Here is a 15603-nt window from a genome sequence, read left to right as displayed (position 1 = left end):
GGGGTGACTCCAGATCGAGGGGCGGTACAACAGCCCACCAGTCTACGTCGTCACCCGCACCGCTCAGTTCCCGGCGGTCGGCTCCTTCGGCCGCTGCTGGGCGGGACCGCGTCGCACCGCACCCGGCGCGTTCCACTCCTGCCGCTTACGGGCACGGACCTTGGCCGCCTCGGAGGACTCCAGCTGGTACGGCACCGAGGTGACCATGACGCCCGCGGTGAACAGCAGACGGCCCTTGAGCCGCAGGGCGCTCTGGTTGTGCAGCAGGTGCTCGTACCAGTGGCCGACCACATACTCCGGGATGATCACCGAGACCGCGTCGCGCGGGGACTCCGCGCGCAGGCCCTTGACGTACTCGATGATCGGGCGCGTGATCTCACGGTACGGCGAGTCGAGCACCTTCAGCGGCACGTCGATGCCGCGCCGCTCCCACTCCTCGCGCAGCGCCTTCGTCTCCGCCGGGTCGACGTTGACGGTGAGCGCCTCCAGGGTGTCGGAGCGCATCAGCTTGGCGTAGGCCAGGGCGCGCAGGGTGGGGCGGTGGATCTTGGAGATGAGGACGAGGGAGTGGACGCGGGAGGGCCGCACGCTGTCGTCGCTCGGGCTCTCGGGGGCGGCGATCTCCTCGGACACACGGTCGTAGTGGCGGCGGATCGCGGTCATCGTCGCGTAGAAGATGACCATGCCCAGCAGGGCCACCCAGGCACCGTGCGTGAACTTGGTGACGAGGACGACGACCAGGACCAGGCCGGTGAAGAAGGCGCCGAAGGCGTTGATCGCCCGGGAGCGGACCATGTGGCGGCGCTTGGCCTGGTCCTTCTCGGTGGCGAGGTGGCGGTTCCAGTGCCGGACCATGCCGGTCTGGCTGAGCGTGAAGGACACGAACACGCCGACGATGTACAGCTGGATCAGCCGCGTCGAGTCGGCGCCGTAGATCACGACCAGCAGGGCCGCCGCGCCCGCGAGCAGCACGATGCCGTTGGAGAAGGCGAGGCGGTCGCCTCGGGTGTGCAGCTGGCGCGGCAGGTAGCGGTCCTGGGCGAGGATCGAGCCGAGCAGCGGGAAGCCGTTGTACGCGGTGTTCGCCGCCAGGAACAGCACCAGGGCGGTGGCGGCCGCGAGCAGGATGAACAGGAAGCTGCCCTTGCCGAACACGGCCTCGGCGACCTGGGAGATCACCGGGTTCTGGACATAGCCCGGACCGATCGGGACGCCGTTGTGGATCAGGTCGCTGGCCGGGTTCTCGGCCATGCGCACCTTGGTCGACGTCGCGAGGGCGATGATGCCGCAGAACATGGTGACGGCCAGCAGGCCCATCATCGCGAGCGTGGTCGCCGCGTTCTTGGACTTGGGCTTGCGGAAGGCGGGGACGCCGTTGGAGATCGCCTCGACGCCGGTGAGCGCGGCACAGCCGGAGGAGAAGGCGCGCAGCAGCAGGAAGACGAGGGCGAAGCCCGCCAGACCCTGGTGTTCCGCCTTGATGTGGTAGTCGGCGGTCGGCGCGCGCATGGTGTCGCCGAGGACCAGGCCGCGGAAGGCGCCCCACATGATCATGATGAAGACGCCGCCGACGAACACGTACGTCGGGATCGCGAAGAGCTTGCCCGACTCCTTCACCCCGCGCAGGTTCATCAGCGTCAGCAGCACGATCACCGCGCTCGCGCAGAGCACCTTGTGCTCGACGACGAAGGGGACCGCGGAGCCGAGGTTCTCGATGCCGGAGGCGATGGAGACGGCGACGGTGAGGACGTAGTCGACGAGCAGCGCGCTGGCGACGGTGAGGCCCGCCTTGGGCCCGAGGTTGGTGGTGGCCACCTCGTAGTCGCCGCCGCCGCTCGGGTAGGCATGGACGTTCTGCCGGTACGAGGCGACCACGGTGAACATCAGCACGACGACCGCGACCGCGATCCAGGGGCTGAAGTGGTACGCCGACACGCCCGCGATGGACAGGACCAGCAGCACCTCTCCCGGGGCGTAGGCCACGGAAGACAGCGGGTCGGAAGCGAAGACGGGGAGTGCGATGCGCTTCGGCAGGAGCGTTTCGCCCAGCCGGTCGCTGCGCAGAGCGCGCCCGATCAGGATCCGTTTGGGCACGTCGGTCAGTTTGGACACGACAGAGAATGCTAAGCCTTCGAACTGGCTGTCGCCCACCCGCGTCCACCGATCTGTCTCAGCGCGTCCACCGATCTGCCTCAAGAGTGAAAACAGGCACGACTGGAACTGCGGATTCCGTGGTCGGTGCGATCGCCGTGTCTAGATGACAGACGCCGCCTGTCGCCGACCCCGGAGGTCCCATGCCCGCGACCGCAGAGCTCATCGGTGCCGCGTCCGCCATCGTCGGCCTCGGAATCCTCACCCTGTGCAGCGTGCGCAGCATCACTCGGCGCCGGGCGGTCAGGCGGTCGTCCGGGTACACGGCCGAGTCGCGGTTCTGAACCCGGACCCGGTTCCGCGAACCGGGCACGTCGGCCGGGCCTTCACCCGCGCGGTCCAGGCTCCCTGGAGGCACGAGCCGGGCTGTCGGTCCGTGCCGTTACGGTGGACTTGGGCACACACGGGCAGCGATCCGTACCCGCGTGGGATCACATGGGCGATTCCCCGGCATGATGTTGCCCGGTGGACCGTGAAACAGGTCCCCCGACCCGTTGCCCCGGCGAGCCGAGAGAAGGATATGAGCACTGCGTTCACGCAAGTCAGCGGCCTGAGGAGTGCGGGGTAAGACCGTGCACATCGTCATCATGGGCTGCGGAAGAGTGGGCTCCGCTCTTGCCCAGACCCTGGAACAGCAGGGCCACACGGTCGCCGTGATCGACCAGGACCCCACCGCCTTCCGTCGGCTGGGTCCCGGATTCGGCGGGCGCCGGGTCACCGGCGTCGGCTTCGACCAAGACACGCTGCGCGAGGCCGGCATCGAGGAGGCGGGCGCCTTCGCCGCCGTCTCCAGCGGAGACAACTCGAACATCATCTCCGCGCGCGTGGCCCGCGAGATGTTCGGCGTGGAGAACGTCGCGGCCCGTATCTACGACCCCCGCCGCGCGGAGGTCTACCAGCGCCTGGGCATCCCCACCGTGGCGACGGTCCGCTGGACCGCCGACCAGATGCTGCGCCGGCTGCTGCCCTCCGGGTCGGAGCCGCTGTGGCGCGATCCCACCGGCGGCGTCCAGCTCGCCGAGGTGCACGCCTCCGCGAAGTGGGTCGGCCACAAGATCAGCAAGCTGCAGGAGGAGACGGGCGTCCGCGTGGCGTTCCTGACCCGCCTCGGCGAGGCGATCCTGCCCACCTCGCAGACGGTGCTGCAGGAGGGCGACCTCGTGCACGTGATGATGCGGACGGACGACGTCGAGAAGGTCGAGGCGGCGTTCGCCGGGGGCCCTGAAGAGGAGGGCGGTCACTGATGAGGGTCGCCATTGCCGGTGCCGGCGCGGTCGGCCGGTCGATCGCCGGCGAACTGCTGGAGAACGGCCACGAGGTCCTGCTCATCGACAAGGCGCCGACCGCCATCTCGGTCGAGCGCGTCCCGCAGGCGGAGTGGCTGCTGGCCGACGCCTGTGAGATCACGTCCCTGGACGAGGCGGCGCTCCAGCGCTGCAACGTGGTGATCGCCGCGACCGGCGACGACAAGGTCAATCTGGTCGTCTCCCTGCTCGCGAAGACGGAGTACGGCGTCCCGCGTGTCGTGGCCCGGGTGAACAACCCCAAGAACGAGTGGCTGTTCACCGAGGCCTGGGGCGTCGATGTCGCCGTCTCCACGCCGCGTCTGATGTCCGCCCTGGTCGAGGAGGCGGTGAGCGTCGGCGATCTGGTCCGGCTGCTGCGCTTCAGCCACGGCGACGCCAACCTCGTCGAGCTGACCCTCCCGGAGGAGTCGGCCCTGGCCGGCACCCAGGTCGGCGACGTCGAGTGGCCCGAGGACACCTCGCTGGTCACGATCATCCGCGGCACCCGCGTCCTCACCCCCTCCAGGGACGACTCCCTGGAAGCGGGCGACGAACTCCTCTTCGTGGCCGCACAGGCCCGCGAGGAGCAGCTGGAGGACCTGCTGTCGGTCCGGCGGGACAACGGCTGACGTTCGAGGGTTACGACGATGGGGGCGCCCGGAGATCTCCGGGCGCCCCCATCGTCGTATGCGAAGTACGTGAACTCCGAAGTACGTGAACTCCGTGGGGTGGGCGAAGTGCGCGGAACTACCCGTCCCGGCGGTGCCGTCCGCCCGTGGTCTCGCCCCGCTCCGCCGCCAGTGCCGCCCTGCGCTCCTCCTCGGCCTTCTCCTCCGCCTCCATCTCCGCGAAGACGTCGATCGGCGCGGGCGCCTTCGCCAGGAAGACCCAGGTCAGCCAGACCGCGAGCAGGAAGGGCGGGATCTTGAGGGCGACCAGGACCCAGCCGAGCTGAGCGGTGTTCGCCCACCAGTAGAGCGGGAAGAGGATCGCGCACTTGGCGAGCAGGATCAGGCCCCAGGCCCAACTCGCCTTGGCGTAGGCCTTCTTGCGGCCGGGGTTGCGGGTGCGCCAAGAGAGGTTCTCCTTGAAGACCGGGCCGAGGATCAGCCCGATCAGGGGAACGCCCGCGAGGGTCGTGATGATGTACGCCAGCGCCAGGCCCAGCGTGTAGAGCATGCCGGGGAGGTAGAAGTCCTTGGCGTTGCCGGTGAACATCGCGAAGACCACACCGAAGGCGACGCCGAAGACACCGCTGAAGGCGTGCTTGACGGTGTCCTTCATCGCCAGCCGGACCACGACCAGGACGAGCGACACGGCCAGGGCGGCGATCGCGGACCAGTGCAGGTCCTTGTTGATCGTGAAGATCGTGACGAAGAGAAGGCCGGGCAGGACCGTCTCGACCATGCCCCGGACACCGCCGAACGCCTCGAACAGCGCGGCCTCGGTGACCGCCCTGGCTTCGTCCTGCTGAGTGGTGTCTTCGGTCGGCTTGTCGAGTGACGTCACGGGCTACTCCCGTCCGAGGGGTCTCAGTTCGTACTTGGGGTTGAACAGCACGCGGCGGCCCCGGCTCATCGAGATCCGGCCCGACGCGATCAGCTTGCGCCCCGGTTCTATCCCCACGATGGAGCGCCTGCCGAGCCACACCACGTCCAGGGCGGCGGAGCCGTCGAACAGCTCGGCCTCCAGGGCCGGCACTCCGGCGCGCGGCCGCAGGGTGACCGTGCGCAAGGTACCAGTAACCGTGACGATCTGCCGGTCGTGGCAGTCGCCGATCCGGACACAGCCCGCGATGTCGGCGTCCTCCCGCAGTTCCTCGGACTCCAGGTCCTCCTGGGACGAGGAAAGCCGGTCGAGCATGCGCCGGAACCGGCCCACCGGCTTTTCGGAACGAGGAACAGCTCTCATATCTGAAGCGTACCGGTGAGCACTGACGGCCACGTACCCGCGGCCCCACGCCCCGAACCCGCGCCGCCCCGGCTCACCTCTCGAACCGATACCCCATCCCCGGCTCCGTGATGCTGCATCCCCCAGGGGACAACCCCCGGACCCCCGGCCGCCCCACAGCTCACCTCTCGAACCGATACCCCATCCCCGGCTCCGTGATGAAGTGCTTGGGGTGCGAAGGGTCCGCCTCCAGCTTGCGGCGCAGCTGGGCCATGTACACGCGCAGATAGTTCGACTCGGTCCCGTACGACGGCCCCCACACCTCCTGCAGCAGCTGCTTCTGGCTGACCAGGCGGCCGGTGTGGTGCACCAGCACCTCCAGCAGATGCCACTCGGTCGGAGTCAGCCGTACGTCCTTCCCGGCCCGGTTGACCTTCTTCGCGGCCAGGTCGACCGTGAACCCCTCGGTCTCCACCAGCACGTCGTCCTCGCCGCCCCCGGTAACCGGCTCGGCCCGGCGCACGGCGGCCCGCAGCCGGGCCAGCAGCTCGTCCATGCCGAAGGGCTTGGTCACGTAGTCGTCGGCGCCTGCGTCGAGCGCCTCGACCTTCTCGTCCGAGGTGTGCCGGGCCGACAGGACCAGGATCGGCACCCGGGTCCAACCGCGCAGGCCCTTGATCACCTCGACGCCGTCCATGTCGGGCAGGCCCAGGTCCAGGACCACCGCGTCGGGGTGGCGGGAGGCGGCGAGTTCGAGGGCGGTACGGCCGTCGGCGGCCGCGTCCACCTCGTACTTGCGTGCCTTGAGGTTGATCACGAGGGCGCGCACGATCTGCGGCTCGTCGTCGACCACGAGCACCCGGGTCATGTGACCTGCCTTTCCGATGGTACGGGGGTGAGCTGTCCGGTACGCGATCCTGCCGCGCGCAGGCTCAGGACCATGGTGAGACCGCCGCCGGGCGTGTCCTCGGCGTCGAGGGTGCCGCCCATGGCCTCGGCGAAGCCGCGCGCGACCGCCAGGCCGAGGCCGACCCCGGCGCCGCGCGGGGCGTCGCCGTAGCGCTGGAAGGGTTCGAAGATGCGCTCCTTGGCCGCGTCCGGGACGCCCGGCCCCCGGTCCACGATCCGCACCTCGACCCGGTCGGCGATGGCGCTGCCGGAGACGAGCACGGGCCGGTCCGGCGGGCTGTACTTGACGGCGTTCTCCACCAGGTTGGCCACCGCGCGTTCGAGCAGCCCGGCGTCGACGGCGACCATCGCCAGGCTCTCGGGGATGTCCAGGTCCACGCTGCCCTCGGGCACGCCGCCCAGCGCCATCGGCACCACCTCGTCGAGATCGATCTCGCGGATGATCGGGGTGACCGTGCCGGTCTGCAGCCGGGACATGTCCAGCAGGTTGCCCACCAGGTGGTCGAGCCGGTCGGCGCCCTCCTCGATGCCCTCCAGGAGCTCCGCCTGGTCCTCCTCGGACCAGGCCACGTCGTCGGACCGCAGCGAGGAGACGGCCGCCTTGATGCCGGCCAGGGGCGTACGGAGGTCGTGGCTGACGGCGGCCAGCAGCGCCGTGCGGATGCGGTTGCCCTCGGCCAGCGCGCGGGCCCGGTCGGCCTCCTCCTGGAGGCGCCTGCGGTCCAGCACGACGGCGGCCTGCGCGGCGAAGGCCGCCAGCACCCTGCGGTCCTCGGCCGGCAGGACCCGGCCCGTCAGCGCGAGTGCCAGGTGGTCCCCGACCGGCATGTCGACGTCGGCGTCCTCCGGCCGCTCCAGCGTGGGCCCGAATCCGGCGCGGCCGGCGCAGGTCCAGGGCTCGGTCTCGCCGGCCCGCTCCAGCAGGGCCGCCGACTCCATCCCGAAGGTCTCCCTGACCCGCTCCAGCAGCTCCTCCAGGCTGGTCTCGCCGCGCAGCACATTGCCGGCCAGGAAGGAGAGGATCTCCGACTCGGCGCGCAGCCGGGCCGCCTGGTGGGTGCGCCGGGCCGCGAGGTCGACCACCGAGGCGACCGACACCGCGACCCCGAAGAAGATCACGATGGCGACGATGTTCTTCGGGTCGGCGATCGTCAGCCGGTGCAGCGGCGGTGTGTAGAAGTAGTTCAGCAGCAGTGATCCGAAGGCCGCCGAGGCCAGGGCCGGCAGGAGCCCGCCGAGCAGGGCCGCCGCGACCGTGAGCGTCAGGAACAGCAGCATGTTGTTGGCGAGGCCGAGGTTCACGGTGGTCAGCAGCACCGCCAGGACGGCGGGGCCCGCGAGTCCCACGGCCCAGCCCCAGATGATCCGGGCGCGGCCGAGCCGCGCGCCCCGGGCCACGGGCAGTCCGCGGCCCTTGGCCACCTCTCCGTGGGTGACGATGTGGACGTCGAGGTCGGGCCCGGACTCCCGGGCGACCGTGGCGCCGACGCCGGGCCCGAAGACGATCTGCCACGCCTTGCGCCGCGAGGAGCCGAGGACTATCTGGGTGGCGTTGACCCCGCGCGCGAAGTCGAGCAGGGCGATGGGTATGTCGTCGCCGACGACGTGGTGGAAGGTGCCGCCGAGGTCCTCGACCAGCGTGCGCTGGACGGCGAGCTCCTTCGGGGAGGCCGAGGTCAGGCCGTCGCTGCGGGCTATGTAGACGGCGAGCACCTCGCCGCCGGCGCCCTTCTCGGCGAGGCGGGCGGCCCGGCGGATGAGCGTGCGCCCCTCGGGCCCTCCGGTCAGGCCGACGACGATCCGCTCCCGGGAACCCCAGATCGCCGAGACCCGGTGCTCGCTGCGGTACTGCTTGAGGTACTCGTCGACCCGGTCGGCCACCCACAGCAGCGCCAGCTCGCGCAGCGCGGTCAGGTTGCCCGGCCGGAAGTAGTTGGACAGGGCCGCGTCGACCTTGTCGGGCTGGTAGATGTTGCCGTGCGCCATCCGTCGCCGCAGCGCCTGCGGCGACATGTCGACAAGCTCGATCTGGTCCGCCCGCCGTACGACCTCGTCCGGCACGGTCTCCCGCTGCCGTACACCCGTGATCGACTCCACGACGTCGCCGAGCGACTCCAGGTGCTGGATGTTGACGGTCGAGATCACGTCGATGCCGGCGGCGAGCAGTTCCTCGACGTCCTGCCAGCGCTTGGCGTTGCGCGAGCCCGGGATGTTGGTGTGGGCGAGTTCGTCCACCAGGGCGATGGCGGGCGCGCGACGGAGGACGGCGTCGACGTCCATCTCGGTGAAGACGGCGCCGCGGTACTCCAGTTCCCTGCGCGGGACCTGCTCCAGGCCGTGCAGCATCACCTCGGTGCGCGGCCGGCCGTAGTGCTCCACGAAGGCCACCACGCAGTCGGTGCCCCGCTCCACACGCCGGTGCGCCTCGGACAGCATCGCGTAGGTCTTGCCCACGCCCGGTGCCGCACCGAGGTAGATCCGAAGCTTGCCGCGTGCCATGGCCCCATTGTCTTCCGGTTACTGCCGCATACGCAGCGTCGACCTTACGGCCAACAATCCCGGCCAATGGGACAGGAGGTCCGGCAGCGGGCATCTTTGACGCAACCCTGACGGGCTGCCCCGATGTGCTGCCCTGATGCGCTGTGCGCTCGGTGCTCGACCGCGTGCTCAGTGCTCGACGATCTCGCCGTCGCCCAGTTCCAGCACCCGGTCGGCCAGGTCGAGCAGGGTCGCGTCGTGCGTGGCGACCAGCGCCGTGACTTGCTCGCTGTGTACGACGGCCCGCAACAGCTCCATCACGGCGTGACCGGTGTCGGCGTCCAGCTGGCCGGTCGGCTCGTCGGCGACGAGGAGCGCGGGGCGGTTGGCGAGGGCGCGGGCGATGGCGACGCGCTGCTGCTGGCCGCCGGACAGCTCGCCGGGCCGCTGGGCCGCGTGGTCGGCCAGGCCGACGAGGGAGAGCAGCAGTTCGACACGTTCCTCGCGTTCGCGCGGGTCGGCCCGGCGCAGCCGCATCGGCACGCCGACGTTCTCGGCGGCCGTGAGGATGGGAATGAGCCCGAAGGACTGGAAGACGAAGCCGATCCGGTCGCGGCGCAGCTCCAGCAGCCCGCTCTCGCCGAGCTCCGCGAGGTCCCGCCCGTCGACGGTGACCCTCCCCCGGTCCGGCGCGTCGAGCCCGCCGACGATGTTCAGGAGCGTGGTCTTGCCGGATCCCGAGCGCCCCTTGAGGGCGACGAGCTCGCCGCGCGGGACCTCGAAGGAGACACCGCGCAGGGCGTGCACGGCGGCGGCTCCGTGGCCGTAGGACCTGTGGACGGTCTCGACGCGCACCATGGTCTCGGTGACCACCTGGCTCATGCCGCCTCCCCCGTGGACCGGGCGCCAGTATCGCCGCGGGACGCCCGGCCGTTCAACGGGTTCGTCAGCCGGGGTTGTCGCCGTGGGTGAGGGTCTCCCAGGCGACGAAGAGGTTGTTGCTGCCCGCCGGGCGGTTGTTCAGGGTCAGCGCCTGGGTGTTGGTCATGGCGATGCCGAGACGGTTGTGCAGGGCGTTGTAGCCGACCTCGGTGACCGGCCCGAGCCCGAGCTTGAGCGACCCGCCGCACAGCCAGCTCGGGGCGGCCGTGCCCAGCTGGTACTTGGACTGGAACCCGAGCGCCTGCCGCAGGCGCTCGCCGACGTCGGTGCCGTACAGGTCCTGGCCCTGGATCCGGCTGGTCTCGGCGATGTGCGAGATCGCGGAGATGCCGTAGCCGGTGTGCACGAAGTCCCGGCAGGTCTCCTGGGTGAGCCCGGTGACGAAGGTGGACTGGCCCTGCCAGTAGGCGACGATCTTGGCGGTGGTGTCGAGGTGCTGGCTGGGCACGGTCTTCGGCACGGAGCCGTCGGAGGACAGATAGACGTAGGCGGCCGCGCGGGTACGGAACTTGGCCATGGCCGTGTCGTACGACGTCTTGTCTTCCAGGAAGACGGAGATGCCGACGGCGGCCTCCATCATCGACAGCTCCCAGTTGCCGTTGGAGTTGGAGCCCTTGATGACGACCGGGAGGTAGACGTTGCGGAGCATGGTCGCGAAGCGGCCCTGGTTGGCCCAGCCGCCCGTGTACGTGTACTTGATGATCTCGGCGGCCTTGGGCCAGGAGGAGCCCGCCCAGCCGGTCTGCAGGGGCGCGTTGCTGTTGGTGTGACTGGTGATCGTGCCCGACCAGGCGTCCATGATCTGGATGGCCTTCTGGGCGTAGCGGGTGTCCCGGGTGATGTACCAGGCGAGGGCGTCGGTGTACGCGGCGATCGCGTCCTCGCGCTCGTCGGTGCAGCCGTAGTCGGGGTTGGAGTAGGAGCCGCACTCCACGGTGGCGCGGGGCTTCGGGGTGCGGTTCAGGTCGGCGTACTTGCTCGCCAGCATCCGGTCGTAGGCGCCCTTCCAGGGCTGGGCGCCGGCCAGGACCTTGTCGCGGGCGAAGTCCAACTGGCCCTTGGAGACGGTGACTCCGGGATGAACGAAGGCGGTGGGGGCGGAGTGGGCGGCGGGTGCCGCCAGGGCGCCCAGCAGCAGGGAGGCCACGACTGCGGGCAGTGCGGTTCGGCGCACGGTGACTCCGTTCTCATGCATGAACGCGGAGCGCCTTTATGAACAGAGGCGTTGGCCGGAGACCGTAGGTACAGACCATTCACCCGTCAAGGGGTCACGCATACGAAAGGCCGGCACCCCGACATTGGGTACGACCCTTGGACCGCCCGGGTCCTGCCGCCCGCGGGGCGGTCTCGGCGACGTCAGGGAATCCCCTGCTCGACCGCAGCCGAGAACTCGGGAAGCGCGCTCCCGGCATGCCGCGCCGCGGCCCTCGATCTGGACGTACGCGGGACGGGGGCCCCTGCTCGAAGAGCCCGGGGGAGCGTGCGGGGCGTCGCGGGGCCGAGGGGAGCGTGACGACGGCAGGCGAAAGGGCCGCACACGGCATCGGGGTACGGCCCTGAACCGCCCAGCGGACCTCGGTGTCGCCGGGCCGCACTCCTGCCGGCCCATGCCCCCGGAGAAGCGCAACGACTCCTCCCGCTGAGCGCCTTCGGAGACCACAGGTCCAGGCACGGCCCTGAACCGCCCAGCCGAGCGCACCGCGCAGGCCCTGTCGTCACACCCGCGTCGCCGGCCGCCGGGCCGACGGGAGTGTGACGGTGGCACGCGAAAGGGCCGCACCCGGCATCGGGGTACGGCCCTGGAACCGCTCAGCCGAGCGCAGCGTCTAGCGGACCTCGGTGATCTCCGGGCCGCGCTGCAGTTGGCCCATGCCGCCGGAGAAGCGTGAGGACTCCTCCTGCTGGACGCCTTCGGGGACCATCTGGGCGTCGTTCGGCAGCTTGAGGACGATCGGGTCGCGGGGCGCCATCGGGCCCTCGCCGCGGACCACGACCGTGTCCCGGAAGATCTGCTCGAGCAGACCGGCCGCCTGCGGCTGCACCGCGCCCTGGCCGGAGATCACACCGCGCAGGAACCAGCGCGGGCCGTCCACGCCCACGAACCGCACGACCTGGAAGCCACCCGTGCCGTCCGGCAGCTGCACCGGCACCTGGGCGCGCAGCTCCCAGCCCAGCGGACCCTCGACCTCGTCCACGATGCCGCCCTGCTGGGTGATGCCGGTCGCGATCTCCTCGCGCACCTCGCCCCAGATGCCCTCGCGCTTGGGCGCGGCGAAGGCCTGCAGCTGGACGGCGCTGTCGCGCAGCACGACGGTCGCGGCGACGATCGCGTCGCCCGCGACCTCGACGCGCAGCTCCATGCCGTCGACACCGGGCACGAGCAGACCGCCGAGGTCCACCCGGCCCTCGCCCGGCTCGCGCACCTCGGAGTCGTCCCACGGCCCGTCGGGCCGGGGCTCCGGCTCAAGGCGTACGCGCTCGCGCTCGCCCTCTTCCTCGTCCGCCTCGGTGTCGACGCTGTCGACGACCTGCTCGGCCTCGCCGGCCGCGTCCTCGGCGGCACCCTTCTTCTTGCGACGTCCGAACACGTCACTGTCCTTCCCGGTCGGATACGACCGAAGCGTATCGATTCCCACCCGTCTGACCGCCTACGGCGGCCTGACCGTTTGTGCCGCTCACGTCGCCCACCGCGGCATGACCGCCGGTGGACCCGAAGCCCCCCTCGGCCCGTGCAGAACCGGGAAGCTCCGCGACCTCCTGGAAGCGAACCCTCTCGACCTGCTGGACGACCAGTTGGGCAATCCGGTCGAAGCGCTCGAACCGCACGCTCTCGCGCGGGTCGAGATTCACCACGATCACCTTGATCTCCCCACGGTACCCGGCATCAACCGTCCCCGGGGCATTCACGAGGGCGACACCGCAGCGGGCTGCGAGACCGGATCGAGGGTGCACGAACGCCGCGTACCCCTCAGGGAGGGCGACAGACACTCCCGTGGGCAGGACGGCCCGCTCCCCCGGCTTCAATTCGCAGCCCTGGGTCGTCCGCAGATCGGCTCCCGCGTCACCGGGGTGCTCGTACGCCGGAAGCGGTACGTCGGGGTCGACGCGGCGGATCAGCACGTTCAGGGGCTCACGGCTCACGGGTTCACCTCGAAGGCACGAGCGCGCCGGACCTGGTCCGGGTCGCTCATGGCCGCCTGGATCTCTTCCTTGCGGCCGTTCTTGACGAAGTGATCGACCTCGACCTCGATGAAGAGGGCGTCGGCACGGACGGCGACGGGCCCGTCGGGGCCGCCGATCCGGCCGGTGGCCCTGGAGTAGATCTTCCGCCCGGCGACGGCGGTCACCTCGGCCTCCAGATGCAGCGCAGTGCCCACCGGCACGGGCCTTACGAAGTCCGTCTCCAGCCGGCCGGTGACGGCGATGGTCCGCAGCAGCCAGTTGAGCGACCCGAGCGTCTCGTCGAGGGCGGTGGCCAGCACCCCGCCGTGCGCGAGGCCGGGGGCGCCCTGGTGGGCGGGCTGCACGGTGAACTCGGCCGTGAGGGACACACCCTCGCCGGCCCGCGCCTCCAGATGCAGTCCGTGCGACTGCTCGTGGCCACAGCCGAAACACTGTTCGTAGTGCGCACCGAGCGCCTCACCGGGCGCGGGGGCATCGGGGTGCCGCACCGGCTTCACGGCATCGGCGGGAGGCTTGAGACCTGCGGAACTACCACTCACAGCCGCAGACCTTACCCGCGCGTCGGCGGTATCCGGACACCGTGCCAAGCTTGGCTCCATGCAGCTCTCCGCCAGCCCCTACGAAGAACGCCTCACCGCCCCCCGCTCCTGGTGGCTGATCAGCTTCCTGGTCGGAGTCTCGTTCGCCCTGATCCTGCTCCCCTTCGGCCCGTTGCCGGCGCTGGGCGGCCTGGTGGGCGGCACGGCGGCGGCCGCGGTGGTCGCCAGCGCGTACGGCTCGCTCCGCATCCGCGTCTTGGGCGACTCCCTGATCGCCGGCGAAGCCAAGATCCCGGTGTCGGCCCTCGGCAAGTCGGAGATCCTGGACCCGGAGGAGGCCCGCGCCTGGCGCACGTACAAGGCCGACACCCGCGCCTTCCTCCTCCTGCGCGCCTACATCCCCAGGGCCCTGCGGGTCGAGGTCACGGACCCGGACGACCCGACGCCGTACCTGTACCTGTCCACACGGGAGCCGGAACGCCTGGCCGCGGCCATCGAGGCGGCACGCGGGGGGACGACGGCGTAGGCCGTCCTACGGGGGCGTGTGGCAGGAGGTGGAGGGGCAGGGCGCACCACGGCGGGACAGGGGGCTCAGTGCCCCAGTTCCTTGGTGATGTCCCCCATGGTCAGCGGATGCTCCGGCGCCTCCAGCGGGGGCAGTTCGGCCAGGGCGTCCCACGGGACCTGGATCTTGCGCAGATCCGCACGGATCCGCGCCGCGAGTCTCCTGGTGTCCCGGCGGTTCATGACCGCCCCGACCGCCGCGCCGACCATGAACGGCATCAGATTGGGCAGGTCGCGCACCATCCGCTTCATGATCTGCTGGCGCAGCTCGCGCTTCATCTGGCCGCCGAGGGCGCGGTCGTACGTCGACGGCTTCAGCATCCGGATCCCGCGCTCCCCCGACCAGGAGGACAGATACGCGGTGCTCCGGTCCTTGAGGTTGCCCGGCGGCCGTATGCCGTAGACCTCGTGCAGCTCGGCGATCAGCTTCAGCTCGATCGCCGCGACCCCGGTGATCTCCGCGGCCAGCTCGGTCGGCATGGCAGGCGGCACCGGCAGCATCGCCGCGGCCCCGATCCCGGCCCCGACGGTCGAGGTCCCGTGGGCCGCGCCCGCCACGAGCTTGTCCGCGAGCTCCTCGGGCCCGAGGCCGGGGAACTGTCTGCGCAGCGTGGCGAGGTCACGTACGGGAATCCGCGGGGCGATCTCGATGATCCGGTCCACGAGGTACCCAAGGCCCGCCTTGGCGCGGCTGCCGCCCCTACGGGCGCCTTCCCGGGCCATGTCCCAGGCCTTGTCCCGGATGACCGCGGCCCGCCGCCTGGCGACGGGCGCGGGCACCTGGGCCGACGCCGGGAGGTCACCCCGGTCGGCCACCGGTTCGAGCGAGGCTCCCATGCCGGATGAGCCCCGCTCGTCGTCACGCGCGCCGATCGGGCCGTCGGACGGCCCCTGGTCCGCTCCCGTCAGACGGAAGCGGCGCTTCCTGGGAGGGGTCGAGCCAGTCACGGCCGACCCCTCCTCAGTCGCAGTCGCGGCAGATCGGCTGACCGTTCTTCTCCCGGGCCAGCTGGCTGCGGTGATGCACCAGGAAGCAGCTCATGCAGGTGAACTCGTCCTGCTGCTTCGGCAGCACCCGGACGGCCAGCTCTTCGTTCGAAAGGTCGGCGCCGGGCAGCTCAAGGCCTTCGGCGGCCTCGAACTCGTCGACGTCCACCGCGGAGGTCGACTTGTCGTTCCTCCTGGCCTTCAGCTCTTCGAGACTGTCCGAGTCGACGTCGTCGTCGGTCTTGCGTGGAGTGTCGTAATCGGTTGCCATGTCGCTCTCCCCCTCTGGGTGTCTGCGGTGTCTCCAGCGCACGTAACGCGTGAGAGGCCGGACTTGTGCCCGACCCGAGGCGGAGATTTTGCCTCACATCAAGGTCTGTTACTCAATCGACACCCAACCGGACTCCTCAAGAGTGATCGGCTTGGATGGCGATGGGGACCGTACACGGTCCTAATGCCGCACCTCAAAGGCGTCTCACCGTGTACTTCCCGTGATCAAGACCCCTGAAAACCCGGATTTTCCCGGCTTTCTGCCCACAGCCATGATCACGGAGAGTAGATGGCCGGAAAACCGCGCATGTGATCGATCACACACGGGGAAGCCCGTCCGGTCTCCCAAAAATTCCGCGCAAAGCGAACATCCCCGCGTGTGTCGAAACGCGACCAGTTGTGGA

16 protein-coding genes are annotated in these 15603 nt (G+C 70.4%); 4 read left to right on the top strand and 12 right to left on the bottom strand.

What is annotated here, in order from left to right; all coding sequences use genetic code 11:
- Positions 1-63: 63 nt before the first annotated feature.
- Positions 64-2112 (bottom strand): APC family permease, encoded by a 2049-nt coding sequence (locus ACFY1J_RS04805; protein WP_390730595.1) that lies wholly within the window; start codon positions 2110-2112, stop codon positions 64-66.
- Between the two features lie 182 nt (positions 2113-2294).
- Here ACFY1J_RS04805 and ACFY1J_RS04800 point away from each other — a divergent pair, with 182 nt between their 5' ends.
- The 3 genes from ACFY1J_RS04800 (at position 2295) to ACFY1J_RS04790 (ending at position 4066) form a co-directional block, all read left to right on the top strand.
- A complete protein-coding gene (locus tag ACFY1J_RS04800; protein ID WP_390707473.1) occupies positions 2295-2435 on the top strand; it encodes a hypothetical protein in 141 nt (46 codons plus the stop codon).
- A 288-nt stretch (positions 2436-2723) separates the two neighbouring features.
- A complete protein-coding gene (locus tag ACFY1J_RS04795; protein WP_390707474.1) occupies positions 2724-3395 on the top strand; it encodes an NAD-binding protein in 672 nt (223 codons plus the stop codon).
- Complete coding sequence (locus ACFY1J_RS04790; RefSeq protein WP_390707475.1) at positions 3395-4066, top strand: potassium channel family protein; 672 nt, start codon at positions 3395-3397, stop codon at positions 4064-4066. Before ACFY1J_RS04795 ends, ACFY1J_RS04790 begins: the two co-directional genes overlap by 1 nt.
- Positions 4067-4184: 118 nt before the next feature.
- Here the strand turns inward: ACFY1J_RS04790 and ACFY1J_RS04785 are convergent, their stop codons facing one another.
- The 9 genes from ACFY1J_RS04785 to ACFY1J_RS04745 form a co-directional block, all read right to left on the bottom strand.
- A complete protein-coding gene (locus ACFY1J_RS04785; protein ID WP_390707476.1) occupies positions 4185-4946 on the bottom strand; it encodes a DUF3159 domain-containing protein in 762 nt (253 codons plus the stop codon).
- 3 nt (positions 4947-4949) lie between these two features.
- Positions 4950-5348, bottom strand: coding sequence for an OB-fold nucleic acid binding domain-containing protein (locus tag ACFY1J_RS04780; RefSeq protein ID WP_390707477.1), 399 nt, complete (start codon positions 5346-5348; stop codon positions 4950-4952).
- Between the two features lie 160 nt (positions 5349-5508).
- On the bottom strand, positions 5509-6195 hold the full coding sequence (locus ACFY1J_RS04775; RefSeq protein WP_390707478.1) for a response regulator: 687 nt from the start codon (positions 6193-6195) through the stop codon (positions 5509-5511).
- Positions 6192-8735: an ATP-binding protein gene (locus ACFY1J_RS04770; RefSeq protein WP_390730594.1), complete on the bottom strand. Its 2544-nt coding sequence runs from the start codon at positions 8733-8735 to the stop codon at positions 6192-6194. Before ACFY1J_RS04770 ends, ACFY1J_RS04775 begins: the two co-directional genes overlap by 4 nt.
- A gap of 168 nt (positions 8736-8903) precedes the next feature.
- Positions 8904-9596 (bottom strand): ABC transporter ATP-binding protein, encoded by a 693-nt coding sequence (locus tag ACFY1J_RS04765; protein WP_390730593.1) that lies wholly within the window; start codon positions 9594-9596, stop codon positions 8904-8906.
- 64 nt (positions 9597-9660) lie between these two features.
- Positions 9661-10851: an alginate lyase family protein gene (locus ACFY1J_RS04760; RefSeq protein ID WP_390730592.1), complete on the bottom strand. Its 1191-nt coding sequence runs from the start codon at positions 10849-10851 to the stop codon at positions 9661-9663.
- 631 nt (positions 10852-11482) lie between these two features.
- Positions 11483-12244: a DUF3710 domain-containing protein gene (locus ACFY1J_RS04755; RefSeq protein ID WP_390707482.1), complete on the bottom strand. Its 762-nt coding sequence runs from the start codon at positions 12242-12244 to the stop codon at positions 11483-11485.
- A 1-nt stretch (position 12245) separates the two neighbouring features.
- Entirely contained in the window at positions 12246-12797 is a 552-nt protein-coding gene (gene dut, locus ACFY1J_RS04750; protein WP_390730591.1) for a dUTP diphosphatase, read from the bottom strand.
- Positions 12794-13378, bottom strand: a complete 585-nt coding sequence (locus ACFY1J_RS04745; RefSeq protein ID WP_390707484.1) for a PaaI family thioesterase — start codon at positions 13376-13378, stop codon at positions 12794-12796. The genes dut and ACFY1J_RS04745 overlap by 4 nt, the downstream gene beginning before the upstream one ends.
- Positions 13379-13436: 58 nt before the next feature.
- On the opposite strand from ACFY1J_RS04745, the gene ACFY1J_RS04740 reads away from it, so the two are divergent.
- On the top strand, positions 13437-13904 hold the full coding sequence (locus ACFY1J_RS04740) for a DUF3093 domain-containing protein (RefSeq protein WP_390730590.1): 468 nt from the start codon (positions 13437-13439) through the stop codon (positions 13902-13904).
- 65 nt (positions 13905-13969) lie between these two features.
- Here ACFY1J_RS04740 and ACFY1J_RS04735 read toward each other — a convergent pair whose 3' ends face one another.
- A complete protein-coding gene (locus ACFY1J_RS04735; protein WP_390707486.1) occupies positions 13970-14890 on the bottom strand; it encodes a hypothetical protein in 921 nt (306 codons plus the stop codon).
- Positions 14891-14903: 13 nt separating this feature from the next.
- On the bottom strand, positions 14904-15200 hold the full coding sequence (locus ACFY1J_RS04730; protein WP_005481602.1) for a DUF4193 domain-containing protein: 297 nt from the start codon (positions 15198-15200) through the stop codon (positions 14904-14906).
- Positions 15201-15603: the final 403 nt, after the last annotated feature.

The organism is Streptomyces sp. NPDC001406 (assembly GCF_042895285.1).
Lineage (GTDB): Bacteria > Actinomycetota > Actinomycetes > Streptomycetales > Streptomycetaceae > Streptomyces.
This window is presented reverse-complemented; position numbering and strand designations above follow the sequence as displayed.

Coding starts and splice junctions, on each gene's coding strand:
- ACFY1J_RS04730 (WP_005481602.1), bottom strand. CDS start 15,200: ATGGCAACCGATTACGACACTCCACGCAAGACCGACGACGACGTCGAC.
- ACFY1J_RS04765 (WP_390730593.1), bottom strand. CDS start 9,596: ATGAGCCAGGTGGTCACCGAGACCATGGTGCGCGTCGAGACCGTCCAC.
- ACFY1J_RS04740 (WP_390730590.1), top strand. CDS start 13,437: ATGCAGCTCTCCGCCAGCCCCTACGAAGAACGCCTCACCGCCCCCCGC.
- ACFY1J_RS04790 (WP_390707475.1), top strand. CDS start 3,395: ATGAGGGTCGCCATTGCCGGTGCCGGCGCGGTCGGCCGGTCGATCGCC.
- ACFY1J_RS04770 (WP_390730594.1), bottom strand. CDS start 8,735: ATGGCACGCGGCAAGCTTCGGATCTACCTCGGTGCGGCACCGGGCGTG.
- ACFY1J_RS04800 (WP_390707473.1), top strand. CDS start 2,295: ATGCCCGCGACCGCAGAGCTCATCGGTGCCGCGTCCGCCATCGTCGGC.
- ACFY1J_RS04760 (WP_390730592.1), bottom strand. CDS start 10,851: ATGCATGAGAACGGAGTCACCGTGCGCCGAACCGCACTGCCCGCAGTC.
- ACFY1J_RS04780 (WP_390707477.1), bottom strand. CDS start 5,348: ATGAGAGCTGTTCCTCGTTCCGAAAAGCCGGTGGGCCGGTTCCGGCGC.
- ACFY1J_RS04775 (WP_390707478.1), bottom strand. CDS start 6,195: ATGACCCGGGTGCTCGTGGTCGACGACGAGCCGCAGATCGTGCGCGCC.